The 14,386-nt window shown below is 50.5% G+C and carries 19 protein-coding genes and 2 pseudogenes; 17 read left to right on the top strand and 4 right to left on the bottom strand.

Going from position 1 to position 14,386, the window contains the following annotated elements; translation table 11 throughout:
• A partial coding sequence (locus ACY2VW_RS05905) for an RNA-guided endonuclease TnpB family protein (protein WP_461877394.1) occupies positions 1–520 on the bottom strand: 520 nt, incomplete at its 3' end.
• Positions 521–525: 5 nt separating this feature from the next.
• A complete protein-coding gene (gene tnpA, locus ACY2VW_RS05900; RefSeq protein WP_461874498.1) occupies positions 526–939 on the bottom strand; it encodes an IS200/IS605 family transposase in 414 nt (137 codons plus the stop codon).
• Between the two features lie 293 nt (positions 940–1,232).
• Between tnpA and ACY2VW_RS05895 the strand changes: the two genes are divergently transcribed.
• The 14 genes and pseudogenes from ACY2VW_RS05895 to ACY2VW_RS05830 all read left to right on the top strand — a co-directional run.
• The gene (locus tag ACY2VW_RS05895) at positions 1,233–1,634 is read left to right on the top strand and encodes a zinc ribbon domain-containing protein (RefSeq protein ID WP_461877393.1); all 402 of its coding nucleotides are present in this window, start codon (positions 1,233–1,235) and stop codon (positions 1,632–1,634) included.
• Between the two features lie 21 nt (positions 1,635–1,655).
• On the top strand, positions 1,656–2,495 hold the full coding sequence (locus ACY2VW_RS05890) for a DUF5685 family protein (protein ID WP_461877392.1): 840 nt from the start codon (positions 1,656–1,658) through the stop codon (positions 2,493–2,495).
• A 6-nt stretch (positions 2,496–2,501) separates the two neighbouring features.
• Positions 2,502–3,209, top strand: coding sequence for a J domain-containing protein (locus ACY2VW_RS05885; RefSeq protein ID WP_461877391.1), 708 nt, complete (start codon positions 2,502–2,504; stop codon positions 3,207–3,209).
• Positions 3,210–3,514: 305 nt separating this feature from the next.
• Entirely contained in the window at positions 3,515–4,894 is a 1,380-nt protein-coding gene (locus tag ACY2VW_RS05880) for an aminopeptidase (RefSeq protein WP_055264766.1), read from the top strand.
• A 35-nt stretch (positions 4,895–4,929) separates the two neighbouring features.
• Positions 4,930–6,279 carry a hemolysin family protein gene (locus ACY2VW_RS05875; RefSeq protein WP_461877390.1) on the top strand — a complete coding sequence of 450 codons (1,350 nt, stop codon included), beginning with the start codon at positions 4,930–4,932 and terminating at the stop codon, positions 6,277–6,279.
• A gap of 8 nt (positions 6,280–6,287) precedes the next feature.
• Positions 6,288–6,764 (top strand): Lrp/AsnC family transcriptional regulator, encoded by a 477-nt coding sequence (locus ACY2VW_RS05870; RefSeq protein WP_055221452.1) that lies wholly within the window; start codon positions 6,288–6,290, stop codon positions 6,762–6,764.
• A 110-nt stretch (positions 6,765–6,874) separates the two neighbouring features.
• Positions 6,875–7,381 (top strand): SEC-C metal-binding domain-containing protein, encoded by a 507-nt coding sequence (locus ACY2VW_RS05865; protein ID WP_173813279.1) that lies wholly within the window; start codon positions 6,875–6,877, stop codon positions 7,379–7,381.
• Positions 7,382–7,458: 77 nt separating this feature from the next.
• Positions 7,459–8,016, top strand: a complete 558-nt coding sequence (locus tag ACY2VW_RS05860; RefSeq protein ID WP_461877398.1) for a 4'-phosphopantetheinyl transferase family protein — start codon at positions 7,459–7,461, stop codon at positions 8,014–8,016.
• A gap of 57 nt (positions 8,017–8,073) precedes the next feature.
• Entirely contained in the window at positions 8,074–9,081 is a 1,008-nt protein-coding gene (gene spoIIIAA / locus ACY2VW_RS05855; protein WP_461877389.1) for a stage III sporulation protein AA, read from the top strand.
• Complete coding sequence (locus tag ACY2VW_RS05850) at positions 9,081–9,596, top strand: stage III sporulation protein AB (protein ID WP_461877388.1); 516 nt, start codon at positions 9,081–9,083, stop codon at positions 9,594–9,596. The genes spoIIIAA and ACY2VW_RS05850 overlap by 1 nt, the downstream gene beginning before the upstream one ends.
• A 28-nt stretch (positions 9,597–9,624) precedes the next feature.
• The gene (gene spoIIIAC / locus ACY2VW_RS05845; RefSeq protein WP_461874506.1) at positions 9,625–9,819 is read left to right on the top strand and encodes a stage III sporulation protein AC; all 195 of its coding nucleotides are present in this window, start codon (positions 9,625–9,627) and stop codon (positions 9,817–9,819) included.
• A gap of 72 nt (positions 9,820–9,891) precedes the next feature.
• Positions 9,892–10,275, top strand: a complete 384-nt coding sequence (locus ACY2VW_RS05840) for a SpoIIIAC/SpoIIIAD family protein (RefSeq protein WP_461874507.1) — start codon at positions 9,892–9,894, stop codon at positions 10,273–10,275.
• Positions 10,262–11,557, top strand: coding sequence for a stage III sporulation protein AE (locus ACY2VW_RS05835; RefSeq protein ID WP_461877387.1), 1,296 nt, complete (start codon positions 10,262–10,264; stop codon positions 11,555–11,557). The genes ACY2VW_RS05840 and ACY2VW_RS05835 overlap by 14 nt, the downstream gene beginning before the upstream one ends.
• Positions 11,529–11,660: pseudogene (locus ACY2VW_RS05830) on the top strand (DUF6783 domain-containing protein); the annotation flags it as partial. The gene ACY2VW_RS05835 and the pseudogene ACY2VW_RS05830, both read left to right, overlap by 29 nt.
• On the opposite strand, the pseudogene ACY2VW_RS05825 reads toward ACY2VW_RS05830, so the two are convergent.
• Positions 11,610–11,738: pseudogene (locus tag ACY2VW_RS05825) on the bottom strand (DUF6783 domain-containing protein); the annotation flags it as partial. The pseudogenes ACY2VW_RS05830 and ACY2VW_RS05825 sit on opposite strands and share 51 nt — an antisense overlap.
• Before the next feature lie 14 nt (positions 11,739–11,752).
• Between ACY2VW_RS05825 and ACY2VW_RS05820 the strand changes: the two are divergent.
• Genes ACY2VW_RS05820 through ACY2VW_RS05810 form a run of 3 tightly spaced genes read left to right on the top strand, consistent with a single transcriptional unit; the run spans position 11,753 to position 13,614 of the window.
• Entirely contained in the window at positions 11,753–12,307 is a 555-nt protein-coding gene (locus tag ACY2VW_RS05820) for a stage III sporulation protein AF (RefSeq protein WP_022463195.1), read from the top strand.
• A gap of 4 nt (positions 12,308–12,311) precedes the next feature.
• On the top strand, positions 12,312–12,881 hold the full coding sequence (locus ACY2VW_RS05815) for a hypothetical protein (protein WP_055264760.1): 570 nt from the start codon (positions 12,312–12,314) through the stop codon (positions 12,879–12,881).
• A gap of 13 nt (positions 12,882–12,894) precedes the next feature.
• Positions 12,895–13,614: a SpoIIIAH-like family protein gene (locus ACY2VW_RS05810; protein WP_461874509.1), complete on the top strand. Its 720-nt coding sequence runs from the start codon at positions 12,895–12,897 to the stop codon at positions 13,612–13,614.
• A 74-nt stretch (positions 13,615–13,688) separates the two neighbouring features.
• Here the strand turns inward: ACY2VW_RS05810 and ACY2VW_RS05805 are convergent, their stop codons facing one another.
• Entirely contained in the window at positions 13,689–14,357 is a 669-nt protein-coding gene (locus ACY2VW_RS05805; protein WP_461877386.1) for an energy-coupled thiamine transporter ThiT, read from the bottom strand.
• Positions 14,358–14,386 lie beyond the last annotated feature (29 nt).

Here is a 14,386-nt window from a genome sequence, read left to right as displayed (position 1 = left end):
TTTCGTACTCAAAAAGAATACTTGCATAATATTTTCCGCCTGGTGTCTGGCTTACTGTTACAGATTTTAATTTGTATTCTTTCGGAACAGCTCTGTGTTGTTTTAACCGGACCTGGCCGGCTTTCGGCAATTTCAAATATCCATTCAATATGGCGATGTTTCCGTTGATACAGATCGTTGAATAGCTCTTTTTATTCTGTTTTTTAGATTTAAACTTTGGAAAACCTGTCTTTGGCTGTTTGAAAAAATTCTGAAATGCCGTATCAAGATGCCGAAGCGACTGTTGTAATGCGACACTGTCTACTTCCCTCAAAAATGCGTATGCTTCTGTTTTCTTCATTTCAGCCATTTCTTTTGCACAAACCGTGTAGGTTACCGTGGTTTTATTCTCCTCGTACTGCCTGATTTTTCTGGCAAGCCAATGGTTGTACACCATTCTGACACAGCCGAACGTTCTGGCAAACAAAACTTTCTGCGCATCATCGGGGTATATTCTGAATTTATATGCTTTGTTTGCCAATTGCTTCACTTCCTTTTCCGTTCCGTTTGTCCCTGACTTTCAATGTATTTTTTGATTACTTCCATCGGGGCACCGCCCGTTGTGAGCAGGCAAAAACTCTGACTCCAGAAATGTTCTTTCCACAGATTTTTCTTTATCTGCGGAAATTCTTTTTTCAAAAGTCTGCTGCTTGCACTTTTATATGCGTTTATGAACTTGCTTATTTCCGTATTTGGGTGCGCCTTAAAAAGTATCTGCACATGGTCTTTATCATGATTCCATTCTTCAAGGGTGATATTGTAATTTGGAGCAATATACGCAAAGATCTCTTTTGCCCTGCCGGAAATTGCGTCATCAAAAACCTGTCTGCGGTACTTAACCACAAGAACAAGATGATAGTGCAGCAAAAACACTGAATGTGCATTATTATCCAAATCCATTGTATTTCGCCCCCTTTCTGTTATTCGACTGATTCTATTATACCATGATTAAAACCCAATATCAAGAAGATAACGGACGCAATTCATCTCCCACCTTAGAGGTCGGAGTCTTCTTGCTGGAAGAGGATAAAATATAAAGAAACATAACCAAGTGTAGCACAGTTGAAAAGAAACATCCACCGCAAGTTTTAAGAATTTTTTAGAAAAAATTAATGGCGCTTTTGATTGCTTTTTTTCCTCAAAAGGGATAGAGTATTGGCATATACTTTGAAAAAGGAGATATGGGAATAATTATGGATAAACTGAAAGAAAAACTCTCCCGCCTGATGTACGGCCGCTACGGCATCGATCAGCTGGGCAATTTTATGATGTGGGCGGCAGTTGCCATGATGATTTTCGGAGCAGTTGTACGGAGCTCCCTTATCTACACCCTGGCACTCGTCCTGATCGTCTGGGCGGATGTGCGCATCATGTCCAGGAACCATTCCAAACGGTATGCGGAAAACCAGAAATTCCTGGAACTGAAAAACCGCGTCGTCGGATTCTTCCGAGGCGGAACCCGTGCATTCAAGGATAAAGAGCACTGCTACTTCCGCTGCCCGTCCTGCCATCAGCAGGTGCGTGTGCCGAAAGGAAAAGGCCACATCGAGATCCGCTGCCCGAAATGCGGAACAAAATTCATCAAAAACACCTGATAAAAAGGAGCAGTGCGATTCATGTTTGGTTATGTGACCATCCGAAAGGATGACCTGAAAGTCAAAGATTACAACAAATATCAGGCATACTACTGCGGTCTGTGTCAGGATATCAAAGAGGCGTATGGAAAAAAGGGTCAGGCGACGCTGACGTTTGATATGACATTTCTTTCCATCCTGCTGACCGGGCTTTATGAGTGTGAGACAAAAGAAGAGGAGCATTACTGCTTTCTTCATCCCGGCAAAAAACATAAATGCCTGCGGAACAAATACACAAAATACTGCGCAGACATGAACGTGCTGCTCGCCTATTACAATCTGCTGGATGACTGGGAGGACGAGAAAAACTACGCGGCGTTTACAGCGGCAAAGGCTTTGAAAAAATCTGTGACACGCATCGAGGCTGCGTATCCGCGCCAGACGAAAGCGGTGCAGGATTATCTTGAAAAGCTGCATGCATGCGAGAAGGAAAACAATCCAGACCTCGATCTTGCGGCGGGCTATACCGGCGAAGTGATGGCGGAGATCTATATCCAAAAGGAGGATATCTGGAGCGATGATCTGCGCCAGGTCGGCTTTTATATCGGAAAATTCATTTACCTGATGGATGCGCTTGATGACGTGGAAAAAGATAAAAAGAGCGGAAATTACAATCCGTTTCTGTCCATCGCCGATCAGCCGGACTTCGAGGAAACCGCAGAAAAAATCCTGCTGATGATGACGGCGGAAGCGTCGCGTGCATTTGAAAAACTTCCGATCCTGGAAAATGTAGACATTCTGCGAAATATATTGTATGCTGGTATCTGGGAAAAATACGAAATGCGAAAAAGCGCAAAAGAGCGCCAAAAAGAGGAGAAATAAAGACTGATGACAGATCCATATGAGGTGCTGGGCGTGTCCCGCGGGGCTTCGGACGATGAAATCAAAAAAGCATACCGAAAACTCAGCCGGACGTATCACCCGGATGCCAATATCAATAATCCGAATAAAGCAGAAGCAGAAGAAAAATTCAAACAGGTGCAGCAGGCGTACAAACAGATCATGGATGAACGCGAGCACGGCACCTCGTACCAGAGCGGAGGTTCGTCGTATGGCGGAGATGCTTACGGCGGCTATGGTCCGTTCGGCGGCTTCGACCCATTCGGCGGCGCGTACGGAAACAGCGGCTCTGCGCGGAATGATTATGGAAATTCCGAGCAGGAGATGCGTCTGCAGGCGGCGGCCAACTATATCAACAGCGGCCACTTCCGCGAGGCGATGAACGTGCTGAACGACATTTCCGACCGCAGCGGAAAATGGTATTTCCTGCATGCGATCGCAAATTCGCGCCTCGGCAACAACATCAATGCCGTGCAGGATGCCGAGATGGCAGTCAAATTAGAACCGCAGAATCTGCAGTACCAGCAGCTTTTAAACCAGCTCCAGGGCGGCGGCCAGTGGTATTCCGACATGGGAAGCGGCTACGGCTATGAGAGAAGCGCCGGCGATCTCGGCAAATGGTGCTGCGAGTGCATGGCGATCAATGCGATCTGCAATTGCTGCTGCTGCGGTGGACGGGGATTTTTCTGCTGTTAATGAAAAAAGCGGTATAAAAACAAAAATACCGGGGAGAATAGGACTATCATCGAAATTCCCCTGTTCGATGAGACAGACAAAAGAAGAATAAGGAAATACTTATCCTCCCCTTAAAGACCCCGCTGCAGCCGCAAAAAACGGTCCGCCGCGGGGTCTTCCTTGTCTTTTTCCGTACACCGAAAGTCCTTGTGTTTCCTGTCAAAACAGATTATAATGAAAGAGATCGCAATCATGACCGGAAGCCCGATTAGATTCAGAAAAATACGGCACGGATCAGATAAAGAAAACAGAAAGAGAGAAAAGCTATGGAACGAAAAACAGCATGGAATGAGTACAAGAAAAAAGATATGAAAAAGCTGGAAAAATTAAACGCCGGCTACCGCGCATTCCTGGACAACGGAAAAACAGAGCGCGAGTGCGTAAAAGAGAGCGTGCGCCAGGCGGAAGAGGCTGGATACGTAAACCTTGACACTTACGTAAAAGAAAACCGTGCATTAAAACCAGGCGACAAAGTTTACGCCGTATGCATGAAAAAAGCCATCGCACTGTTCCAGATCGGAACAAGACCGCTGACCGAAGGTATGAACATCCTCGGCGCACACATCGATTCCCCGCGTCTCGATGTAAAACAGAACCCGCTGTATGAGGACAACGGATTTACATATCTCGATACCCACTACTACGGCGGTATCAAAAAATGGCAGTGGGTAACCCTTCCGCTTGCCATCCACGGTGTAGTAGCGAAAAAGAACGGCGAAGTCGTTGATGTTGTGATCGGTGAGGACGACAACGATCCGGTATTCTGCGTGACAGATCTTCTGATCCACCTCTCCAGAGAGCAGCAGACAAAACCGGCAAACACTGTTGTAGAGGGCGAAAACCTTGACCTTCTGATCGGAAGCCAGCCGCTCGAAGGAACCGAGAAAGAGGCAGTCAAAGCCATGACCTTAAAACTCTTAAATGACAAATACGGCATCGAAGAAGAGGATTTTCTCTCCGCAGAGCTTGAGATCGTACCGGCCGGAAAAGCACGCGAGCTTGGTATGGATGCCAGCATGATCCTTGCATACGGCCAGGATGACCGTGTATGCGCATACACCTCTCTTGTTGCAATGCTCGAAGTAGAAGCACCGGAGAAGACCTCCTGCTGCCTGCTCGTAGACAAAGAGGAGATCGGAAGCGTCGGCGCAACCGGTATGCAGTCTCATTTCTTCGAGAACACCATGGCAGAGCTGCTTGCACTTGCAGGCGAGGGAACCGAACTGGCCCTTCGAAGATGCCTTGCTTCCTCCAGAATGCTCTCTTCTGACGTCAGCGCAGCATTTGATCCGCTGTACGCAGCAGCATTCGAGAAGAAAAATGCAGCTTTCTTCGGAAAAGGTATCGTCATCAACAAATTTACCGGTTCCGGCGGAAAAGGCGGTTCCAACGATGCCAATGCAGAGTATGTCGGAGCACTCCGTGCTATCTTTGATGATGCCAAAGTTAACTGGCAGACCGCAGAGCTTGGTAAAGTTGATGTCGGAGGCGGCGGAACGATCGCCTACATCATGTCCCTGTACGGCATGGAAGTCATCGACTCCGGTGTACCGGTATTAAGCATGCATGCTCCGTGGGAAGTAACCAGCAAAGCAGATATCTACGAGGCAAAGAAAGCCTATGTAGCATTCTTGAAAAACGCGTAAAGTATAATACAAGAGTATGAGGAGGTTTGAATCGTTTGGACAGTGACATAGTCGGCAGTATTCTTTTGCAGGTCGTATTGATAGCGGTCAATGCGGTATTTGCCTGCGCGGAGATCGCTGTGGTCTCCTTTAACGACGCAAAACTGGAAAAAATGGCACAGGAGGGAAATAAAAGGGCGGCAAAGCTGTTTCGTCTGACGGAGCAGCCTTCCCGCTTCCTCGCAACGATACAGGTGGTCATCACCCTTTCCGGATTCCTCGGAAGTGCCTTTGCGGCAGAAAATTTTTCGGATCGTCTTGTTGCCGTCCTTTTGGACGCAGGCGTGAAAATTCCGGAAAAGACGCTGGATGCGATTGCTGTCGTGCTGATTACGCTGCTTTTATCTTATATTACCCTGATTTTCGGCGAGCTGGTGCCGAAAAGACTTGCGATGCAGAAAGCCGAGCAGATTGCACTCGGCATTTCCGGCCTCGTGAGCGGCGCTTCGAAAGTCTTTGCACCGCTTGTATGGCTGCTCACCGCGTCTACCAACGGCATTCTGCGTATTCTAGGCATTGACCCGGATGCGGACGACGATCAGGTGACGGAAGAAGAAATCCGGATGATGGTAGATGCCGGCAGCGAAAAAGGTACCATCGACAACGAAGAAAAAGATATGATTCAGAACGTATTTGAGTTCGATGATCTGACGATCGACGAAATCTGCGTCCACAGGACCGATGTGGATCTTCTGTGGGTGGAGGATTCGATTGAGGAGTGGGAGCAGCTCATCCATGAGAGCCGCCACTCGTATTACCCGGTCTGCGGCGAAACTGTGGACGATATCATCGGCGTTCTGGATGCCAAGGATTATTTCCGGCTTCGCACCAAGGACCGCGATCATGTCATGAAAGAAGCAATCAAACAGCCTTATTTTGTTCCTGAAAACATCAAGGCTGCCACGCTGTTCCAGAACATGAAAAAGACCGGCAACTATTTTGCCGTGGTTCTGGATGAGTACGGCGGCATGGATGGAATTATCACCGTGCGCAACCTGATCGAGCAGCTTGTCGGAGATCTGAATGATGAGACGGAGATCGGGCAGCCATCGGAAATTGAGCTGATTTCCACAGACACCTGGAAAATCATGGGAAGTGCCTCGCTGGATGATGTGGCGGAGGAACTGAAGATCAAACTGCCGGTCGATGAATATGAAACATTCGGCGGCTACATTTTCGGCGAACTCGGTGCGGTTCCGGATGACGGCAGCCAGTTTGAACTCGAGACCGACGATCTCTGGATCAAGGTCATGCGGGTCAAAGAACACCGCGTGGAAAATACGGTGGTAAAGAAACTGCCTCCGAAAGAAAAAGGAGAGCAGGAGGAACGTAAGGAGACGGAATGAAACGTGAATTGGATACAGCAGACCGGAAAATTGTGGAACTGCTGCAGGAAGATGCAAGGCTTCCGCTCAAAAGTATTGCAGACAAGGTAAGTCTCACTTCGCCGACGGTTTCGGCGAGAATCGACCGCCTGGAAAAGGACGGGGTGATCACCGGCTACCGTGCAAGTGTGAACCCGGAGGTTTTCGACTATCGGATCAAAGCATTCATCAATCTGGAGGTTGAACCGGTGCGGAAAAAGGAATTTTATCCGTACATCACCGACTGCCCGAACGTGATCGAGTGCAACTGCGTGACCGGTGACTATTCGATGCTGATGGAGGTTGTGTTCCACACGACATCTGAGCTGGATCAGTTTATCGGCCAGCTTCAGCATTTTGGAAGAACGAAGACGCAGATCGTGTTCTCCACATCGGTGGAACACAGAGGAATTCCGCTCGGCGATACCAGAATCCCGATTCTGGAGCAGGAAGAAGAAAAAGGTTGATTTTCTGCGGACTTTCCGATATACTAAAGCGTGTTACAAAAACCGGAATCCCGCTAGGGGACGGCGCGAAAAAACGCGCTCAGAGAAACAGATAAAGGATGGATAATAACATGAGTTTATTACAGAATTGGCGTGATATCGCCTATAATCAGGAAGCAGACAAAAGACAGCTCCAGCAGTTCTGGACCAATTATTTCCTGATTGAGAAAAACATTTACGAGCAGCTTCTTTCCAACCCGGATGAAGTGGTAAAAGGAACCGTAAAAGAGCTGGCAGAGAAATACAAAGTGGACGTTATGACCATGGTTGGTTTCCTGGACGGCATCAACGACAGCCTTGTGATCCCGAACCCGATCGAGGAGATGGAAGAGGATACCGTTGTTACACTGGCTTACGATAAAGAGCTTCTGTACAAAAACATGGTAGACGCAAAAGCAGACTGGCTGTACAACCTGCCGATGTGGGATGAGATCTTCACAGAAGAGCAGAAGAAAACGCTTTACATGGATCAGAAAAAATCCGGCACCGTAATCAAAGGCAAAAAAATCGGAAGAAACGATCCATGCCCGTGCGGAAGCGGAAAGAAATACAAATACTGCTGCGGTAAAAACGCATAAGGGAAGAAACAAAATTTTCAAAGACCGGGGAGTCAAAAAGGCTTCCCGGTTTTTTCATGGGGGAAAAGGGAGATGTGATGCAGAACGTTGTTGTTTATCTGAAAAGGGTGGAAGTATCAGAACAGAAGGGCGGAAAAAAAGAGCTGGAACGGGAGCTGTCCCGGTGCGGATGGGAGTTGTTCCGCAAGGGGCTGACGGAACAGTACGGGCTTGATGGTGCGCAGATGGAAATTGTGCGGAATGCGCACGGAAAACCATACCTGCCTGACAATCCGCAGATCGGTTTTAATATCTCTCATTCGGGTGAATACGCCGCCTGTGCGTTTGCAGAAATTCCGATTGGAATAGACATTCAGCAGCACCGCCGCGTGGCATGGGAGCGCATGGCAGAACGATATTTTTCGGTTACGGATCAGGAGCGCCTTGCCGAGGCAAAAGATGCTGAAACGCTGTTTTTCCGGATCTGGACCGAGGAGGAGAGCTACGGCAAGTGGAGGGGAACCGGTCTTTCGGGTTCTCTTGGAACGGAAAAGAAAGAGGGCTTCTGCACGCATTTCAGTCCGGAGAAAGGATATGAAGGCGCCGTCTGGGCAGCGGAGCCCGTGAAAATCTGCATGAAAAGAATAGAACCATAAAAACCGTGCATAACCTGTCCCGCCATCTCATATATATAACGATAAGAGGTGGTGAAGATGAAAAGGACAGGAAGACAAAAGGATATTGTTACGCCAGAGAAAAAACAGGAGCAAAGGGAACTTTTGCGCCTGTTTTCTGCGAATATACGGAAAATTCTGAAAAACACAGATCTGCTGGCCGATGACCTGCAGGAAATCCGTCTGCGGACCGGCGCGCCGCTTCTTGTGGTCGCAAAGGATCAGGAGTACTTTCTGACCCCGGACGGAGCACTGACGGAGGAGTGGGAGAAGGGCTATCCCGTATCGCCGACGGATATCCGCGATACGATGGATTACATAGGAAGTTTTTCCCTCTACGCCTACGAGGAAGAACTGCGGCAGGGATTTCTGACCGTGGAGGGCGGCCACCGGATCGGTATTGCCGGAAAGACGGTGATTGAAGGGGAAAAGGTGAAAGGCATCAGCCATATATCCTGTGTTAACGTGCGGGTTGCCCACGAGAAAAAAGGCTGTGCGGACCGCGTGATGCCGTATCTCCGGGAGGACGGCCGTTTCCTGCACACGCTGATCGTCTCCGCACCCGGCTGCGGCAAAACGACAATGCTGCGCGATATTATCCGTCAGATTTCGGACGGAGAGTCGCCGTATCCGGGGCTGACCGTTGGTGTGGTCGACGAGCGGAGTGAGATCGCAGGCTGCTATCTCGGCGTTGCACAGAATGATGTCGGCATCCGCACCGATGTGCTCGACTGCTGTCCGAAGGCGGAAGGCATGATGATGCTGATCCGCGCCATGTCGCCCGATGTGGTGGCAGTCGATGAAATTGGAACGGGAGAGGACATCCGTGCGATCGAGTCGGTCGTCAACTGCGGGTGCAAGCTGCTCGCAACCGTGCATGGCAATTCCATGGAAGATATGAAGCAGAAGCCTCTCCTGAACCGCCTTGTGGAATCTCACGTTTTCGAGCGGTACATCGTGCTGGATGCGAAACCCCACGCTGGAAGTGTACAGGCTATTTTTGACGGAAGAGGAACGACACTGTACCGAAGGGAGGCGTTTCTGTGATGCGGCTTGCAGTTTTACTGGCGGCTTCTCTTGCCTGTGCCGGGATCGGCTTTGCAAAGAGCGCGGCGCTGTCGGCCCATGTGAAAGATCTGGAGACACTGCAGAAAATTATCCAGTATCTGCGTGGAGAGATTGTGACGGCGGCTTCCCCGCTGCCGGATGCGTTCTGGGAGACGGGAAGGCGGATGCGGGATCCGTACCGGGATTTTTTACAGGATATTTCCGAGGATATGCGCCGCCCGGACGGAAAGACACTGCCGGCGATTCTGGAAGAGAATACGGCAGTCCACCTGGCGGACACACGCCTTACAAAAGAAGAAAAAGAAGAGCTGCAGGAGGCCGGATGCAGCCTTGGCACCGGGGACCGCGCCATACAGAAGGCAAATCTGGACCGGTACGAGGCGCGCCTTGTGCAGCGGATCGCGGAACTTCAGAAAGGATTGCCGGAAAGGAAGAGGCTCTGTCAGAGTCTTGGAATCATGGGAGGCCTTTTTTTATTTTTGATTCTGGTTTAGAGCGTGTCTGAAAAACGGAGGAGCAGGCGTGGAGGTCGGGATTCTATTTAAAATCGGGGCAGTCGGGATTCTGGTATCGGTCCTGTGCCAGGTATTAAAACACAGCGGCCGGGAAGAACAGGCATTTCTTGCAAGCCTTGCCGGTCTTGTGCTGGTGCTGTTCTGGATTCTTCCCTATATTTCCGCGTTGTTTGAGGATATCAAAAAACTATTTACGATTTAACCGAGTAAGGCAGGCAGCGAAGCGAATTGCCGCTTTGCCATGCAAGGGAGAGGGAAAAACGGAGGGGATTATATGGATATGCTTCGGATCGCGGCGCTTGGAACGGCGGGCGTGCTGCTTGGAATCACGGTAAAAGGAGCAAAGCCGGAATTTGCCCTTCTTGTGACGGTCGGTGCAGGCCTTTGCATCCTGGCCGGAACCGTCGGAAAAATGCAGTATCTGCTCGGCATGCTTGCACAAATGAAATCGTATCTCCCGGTGGACTCGTCGTATCTGAACACACTGCTGAAAATGCTGGGAATCACCTATGTGGGGCAGTTTTCCGCCGGGATCTGCAAGGATGCGGGCTATTCTTCGATTGCCGGGCAGATTGAACTGTTCGCCCGCCTGTCAGTTCTTGCCGTCAGCATGCCGGTGCTGCTTGCTCTGCTGGAAACGGTTCATGATTTTTTGTAAAAAAGCCGGATGGGGCATGACGCTGCTTCTTCTATGTCTTTTTTTCGGAATGGGAAGAACGCAGAAAATCGAAGCAGCGATACAGAACGCGCCGGAGAGCCGGGCAGAAGAATCCCGTTTGGACATCGTAGGAACAGACCGGGAAAAGCAGGAGACGGAGCGTGCGGCGGTCAGAGAAAAGAAAGAGCAGCAGGAGACAGAAACGGGAGATACCGAAACGGATCAGGCAACAGCAGCGCAGGATGAACTTCTTGCGGAACTCGACTTTGATACAATCCAGCAGGAAGTGGACAGCCTGCTTTCCGGCCAGGAATTTTCCTTTGCCGGGACGGTGCGTTCTCTTTTGCAGGATGGCGATCCCTTCCGCAGTTTCCGTGCCGGAAATGCCGTTTTCTCCTGCGCAAAAACAGCATTCCTTGCGCAGAAAGGCCTGATGAAGGAGCTGTTTCTTCTCGTTCTGGCAGGCGCAGTGCTCGGCAGTTTTTCCTCTCTCTTTGAAGGAAAACAGGTCAGGGATGCCAGCTTTTACATGGTCTATCTGCTTGCACTCGCACTGATTCTGAAAAATTTCCAGTCGAGCGGGGAAAACCTGAAGGCCGTCATCACATCGCTGGTCGCCTTCATGCGGATTCTGACCCCGTCCTATTATCTGGCGGCTGCAGCCGCCGGGGGCGCATCAACGGCTGTGATGTTTTATCAGATGCTCCTTCTCGTGATTCTTGCCGTCGAAAAGCTCCTGCTTGCCCTCGTCCTCCCGATGATCCACATCTATCTGCTGATTGCCCTTGTGAACGATCTTTCCGGCGAGGAGATTTTGTCCCATATGACAGAGCTGCTGGAAACATGCGTGAACGGCCTTTTAAAATCGTCGCTCGGCGTGCTTGTGGGAATGCAGATGATCCGGAATCTGATCGCACCGGCACTCGATTCCCTGCGGCAGATGGCACTCTGGCGGACCGCCGGAATGATTCCCGGTATCGGAAATGCGGTGAATGCCGTGACCGAGCTGGTGGCAGGCTCCGCGGTGCTGATCCGCAACTGCTTTGGCGTGACGGCAATGCTGGTACTGCTCGCAGCAGGCATGGTCCCCGCCGTCCAGCTTCTCGTTTCGGGTCTTTCCTTCCGCCTTCTCGCCGCGGCGGCGCAGCCCGTCTCGGACAAGCGGATCGCGGGATGTCTTGCGGCGGCAGGAAAAGGATATGCGATGCTTCTGCGTCTCCTTCTGACCGTAGAAGTCCTGTTTCTGCTGACGATTGCAATCCTGGCGGGAACTTTTTCCTAGAGCTTGTCTGAAAAAGGCTTTTCGCAAGCTGCGAGTCCCAGTTTGTGGGAGATTTTATCCGAATGAGGGCGGCGTAGCGGGCTACGGCAACCGAATGAGGGTAAAATATACCGCAAAGTGGGGCTTGCAGCTTGCGGAAATGGTTTTTCAGACACGCTCTAGCGTGTAGTTGGGCAGGCAGCGGCGGGAGGCGGCATGGTAGAAGAGATTCTGCAGTGGCTTAAGAATATTTCGATTTTTCTGATTTTTATGACAACTGTGCTGAACCTGATCCCGGAGAAGGAGGACAAGAAGCCGGTTCAGTTTTTTCTTGGAATTGTGATGGTACTGATTTTTTTCCAGCCCGTGCTAAAAGCGGGAGGTCTGGAGCAGAAAATGGCGCAGACGCTCGACCGTCTGACGCTGGAAGAGGAGGCAGCAGCAATGGAAAATGTACAGATTCGCGCAGAAAGCTTTGAAAAACAGTATTACGTGGGCGCCTGGGAAAAAGAGACGGAGCGCCAGATCCGCATGTATCTGTCAGAGAGCGGTATTCCGGGGGCAGCCGTTTCGGTAACGCTGGAGCCGGGAAACACCGGTGAGGCAAAAGAGATCCGCATTGAAGCGCCGATGCGGCAGACGAGCATTTACCGCGAAGAACAGAAAAAACAGCGGGAAATGCTCGATGAAAAGCTGACAGAGATCAAAAGTGTTTTAAGTGAGGTCTACGGAACCGATCCGGCGCATATTATGGTAGAGATTTCGGAATAGGCCTATGAGGGAAAAGGCAGCGGCGTTTTTCCGGAAACAGAAAAAGGAGCAGTGGATGCTGTACTTCCTGCTGGCGGCAATCGGCGTTGTCCTGCTGCTGCCGACGGGAACAAAAAAGACCGGTGAGGAGACAGAACAGCCGCAGGAGACGGCTGCGCGTCCGGCGGGGGATGCGGGACTTTCGGTGCAGGAGGAGATGGAACAGCGCCTTTGTGACGCACTTTCCCAGATGGACGGTGTGGGCGCAGTGCACGTCGTGGTGACGCTGGAATCCACAGGAAAAAAGATTGTGGAAAAAGATGTCCCAACGCGGAGCACAACGGAGGAAAACAAGAAGGGAGAGGAGACCGGAAGCGTTACATCCTCGTCGCAGGATGAGGCAACTGTCTATGAAAAGACACAGAACGGAGCCGAGACACCGTATGTGGTTTCCGAGGAGTACCCGGCGGTGCGCGGCGTGCTCGTTATCGCAGAAGGCGGGGGAAACCCGGTGACGATACAGGAGATTCAGGAGGCCGTGATGGCATTATTTCAGGTGGGCGCAAATAAGATTAAAGTAGTCAAAATGAAGTAAAGGAGTCAAATGCGTGGAAAAATTAGAACAGGAAATGAATGCACCTGAGAAAATGGCAGAGACACCATCGCCGAAAAAGACGGCCGGGAAAAAGAAAAAATTCCGGAAAAACCAGGTCATCATCACCGCCCTTGCGATCATGATTGCCGTCGCCGGATACATCAATTATGCCGACAGCACCCTGTCCACGAAGACGACGGCCGACGGAACAACGGCGGACACCAGTACTGTGCTGAAAGATATTTCCAGCCTCGACACCGACATCACCGACGAGGTAGACGCCGGAGCCGCAGGCGATTCCTCACGGACCATCACAGAAACGCCGGGAGAGGCTGTCCTTGCCGGGGCATCTACATACATGGCCCAGGCCAGAATCGACCGGGAACAGATCCGTTCCCAAAACAAAGATACCTTAAATGAAATCATCAACAATACAAACCTCTCCGAAACCGAGCGCCAGAGCGCCGTCCAGAGTATGGTGGAAATGACGGAACTTGTAGAAAAAGAATCTGCCACCGAACTTCTTCTCGAGGCAAAAGGCTTCTCCGACGTCGTCGTAAACCTGACCGGCGAAACCGCCGACATCGTTGTCCCGATGAAAGAAGTAAGCGAGGAACAGCGTGCCCAGATCGAAGACATCGTAACCCGCAAAACCGGAATCGGCGTAGAAAACATCGTCATCACCCCCATGAGCTCCGACGCTGATACAGCCGCAGAGGAGAGTGCTCAGTAAAAATTTCAGCAAAAGTCAATAAAAAATCCGGAAACGCAAAATCATGCGTTCCGGATTTTTTTACGTAATTCTATTTAATTGTCTCCATGTGCCGTTCTGGAAACCGTCTGCAGTGCCTTTTTCACCGGCGGCAGCGAAATCAGAATCACAGTCAGCACACCTTCAGCCAGCAGATAGCTGTAGTTGTAAATAATCGGATACAGCGCCTTCAAAGACTGCGGGAAATTCTCCGGCATATAATCCATCCAGTACAGATATCCGCCTAACGTATGGAAAAATCCCCTCGCCAGCACAGCCACAATATACCCGATCAGCAGCCCGTTTTTCTTCTTTCCAAAGAATCCGGCTACACCCAGCGCCGCAAACGCAAACACATAATCACAGCACACCTGGAACAGAGAAAGCACATACGGCCCCTGGATAAACTGCAGCAGACCATAAGCAAAACCAACAAGAATACCCGTCTTCGCCCCATACCAGTTCGCGATCAGCACAATAAACAGCATCGAAAACAACGTAACCGATCCGCCGTACGGCAGCTCAAACACCTTCACATACGAAGTCACAAACGCCAGCGCAATACCCATTGCACAGAAAGCCAGCTTTCTGGCATCCATCGGCTTTCCTTTGCTCTTCTTAGAAGAGAGAACCGAAGCAATCACCACCAGCGCCACCATCAGCACCACACATCCAACATAACCGGCCGTCGTCAGCCCGCCGTCAGCAGTAACAAAAAAACTCATAAAAAAAACCTCCTTCGCATTCCGCTTGG

This window comes from Fusicatenibacter sp. (assembly GCF_977045365.1).
This window is presented reverse-complemented; position numbering and strand designations above follow the sequence as displayed.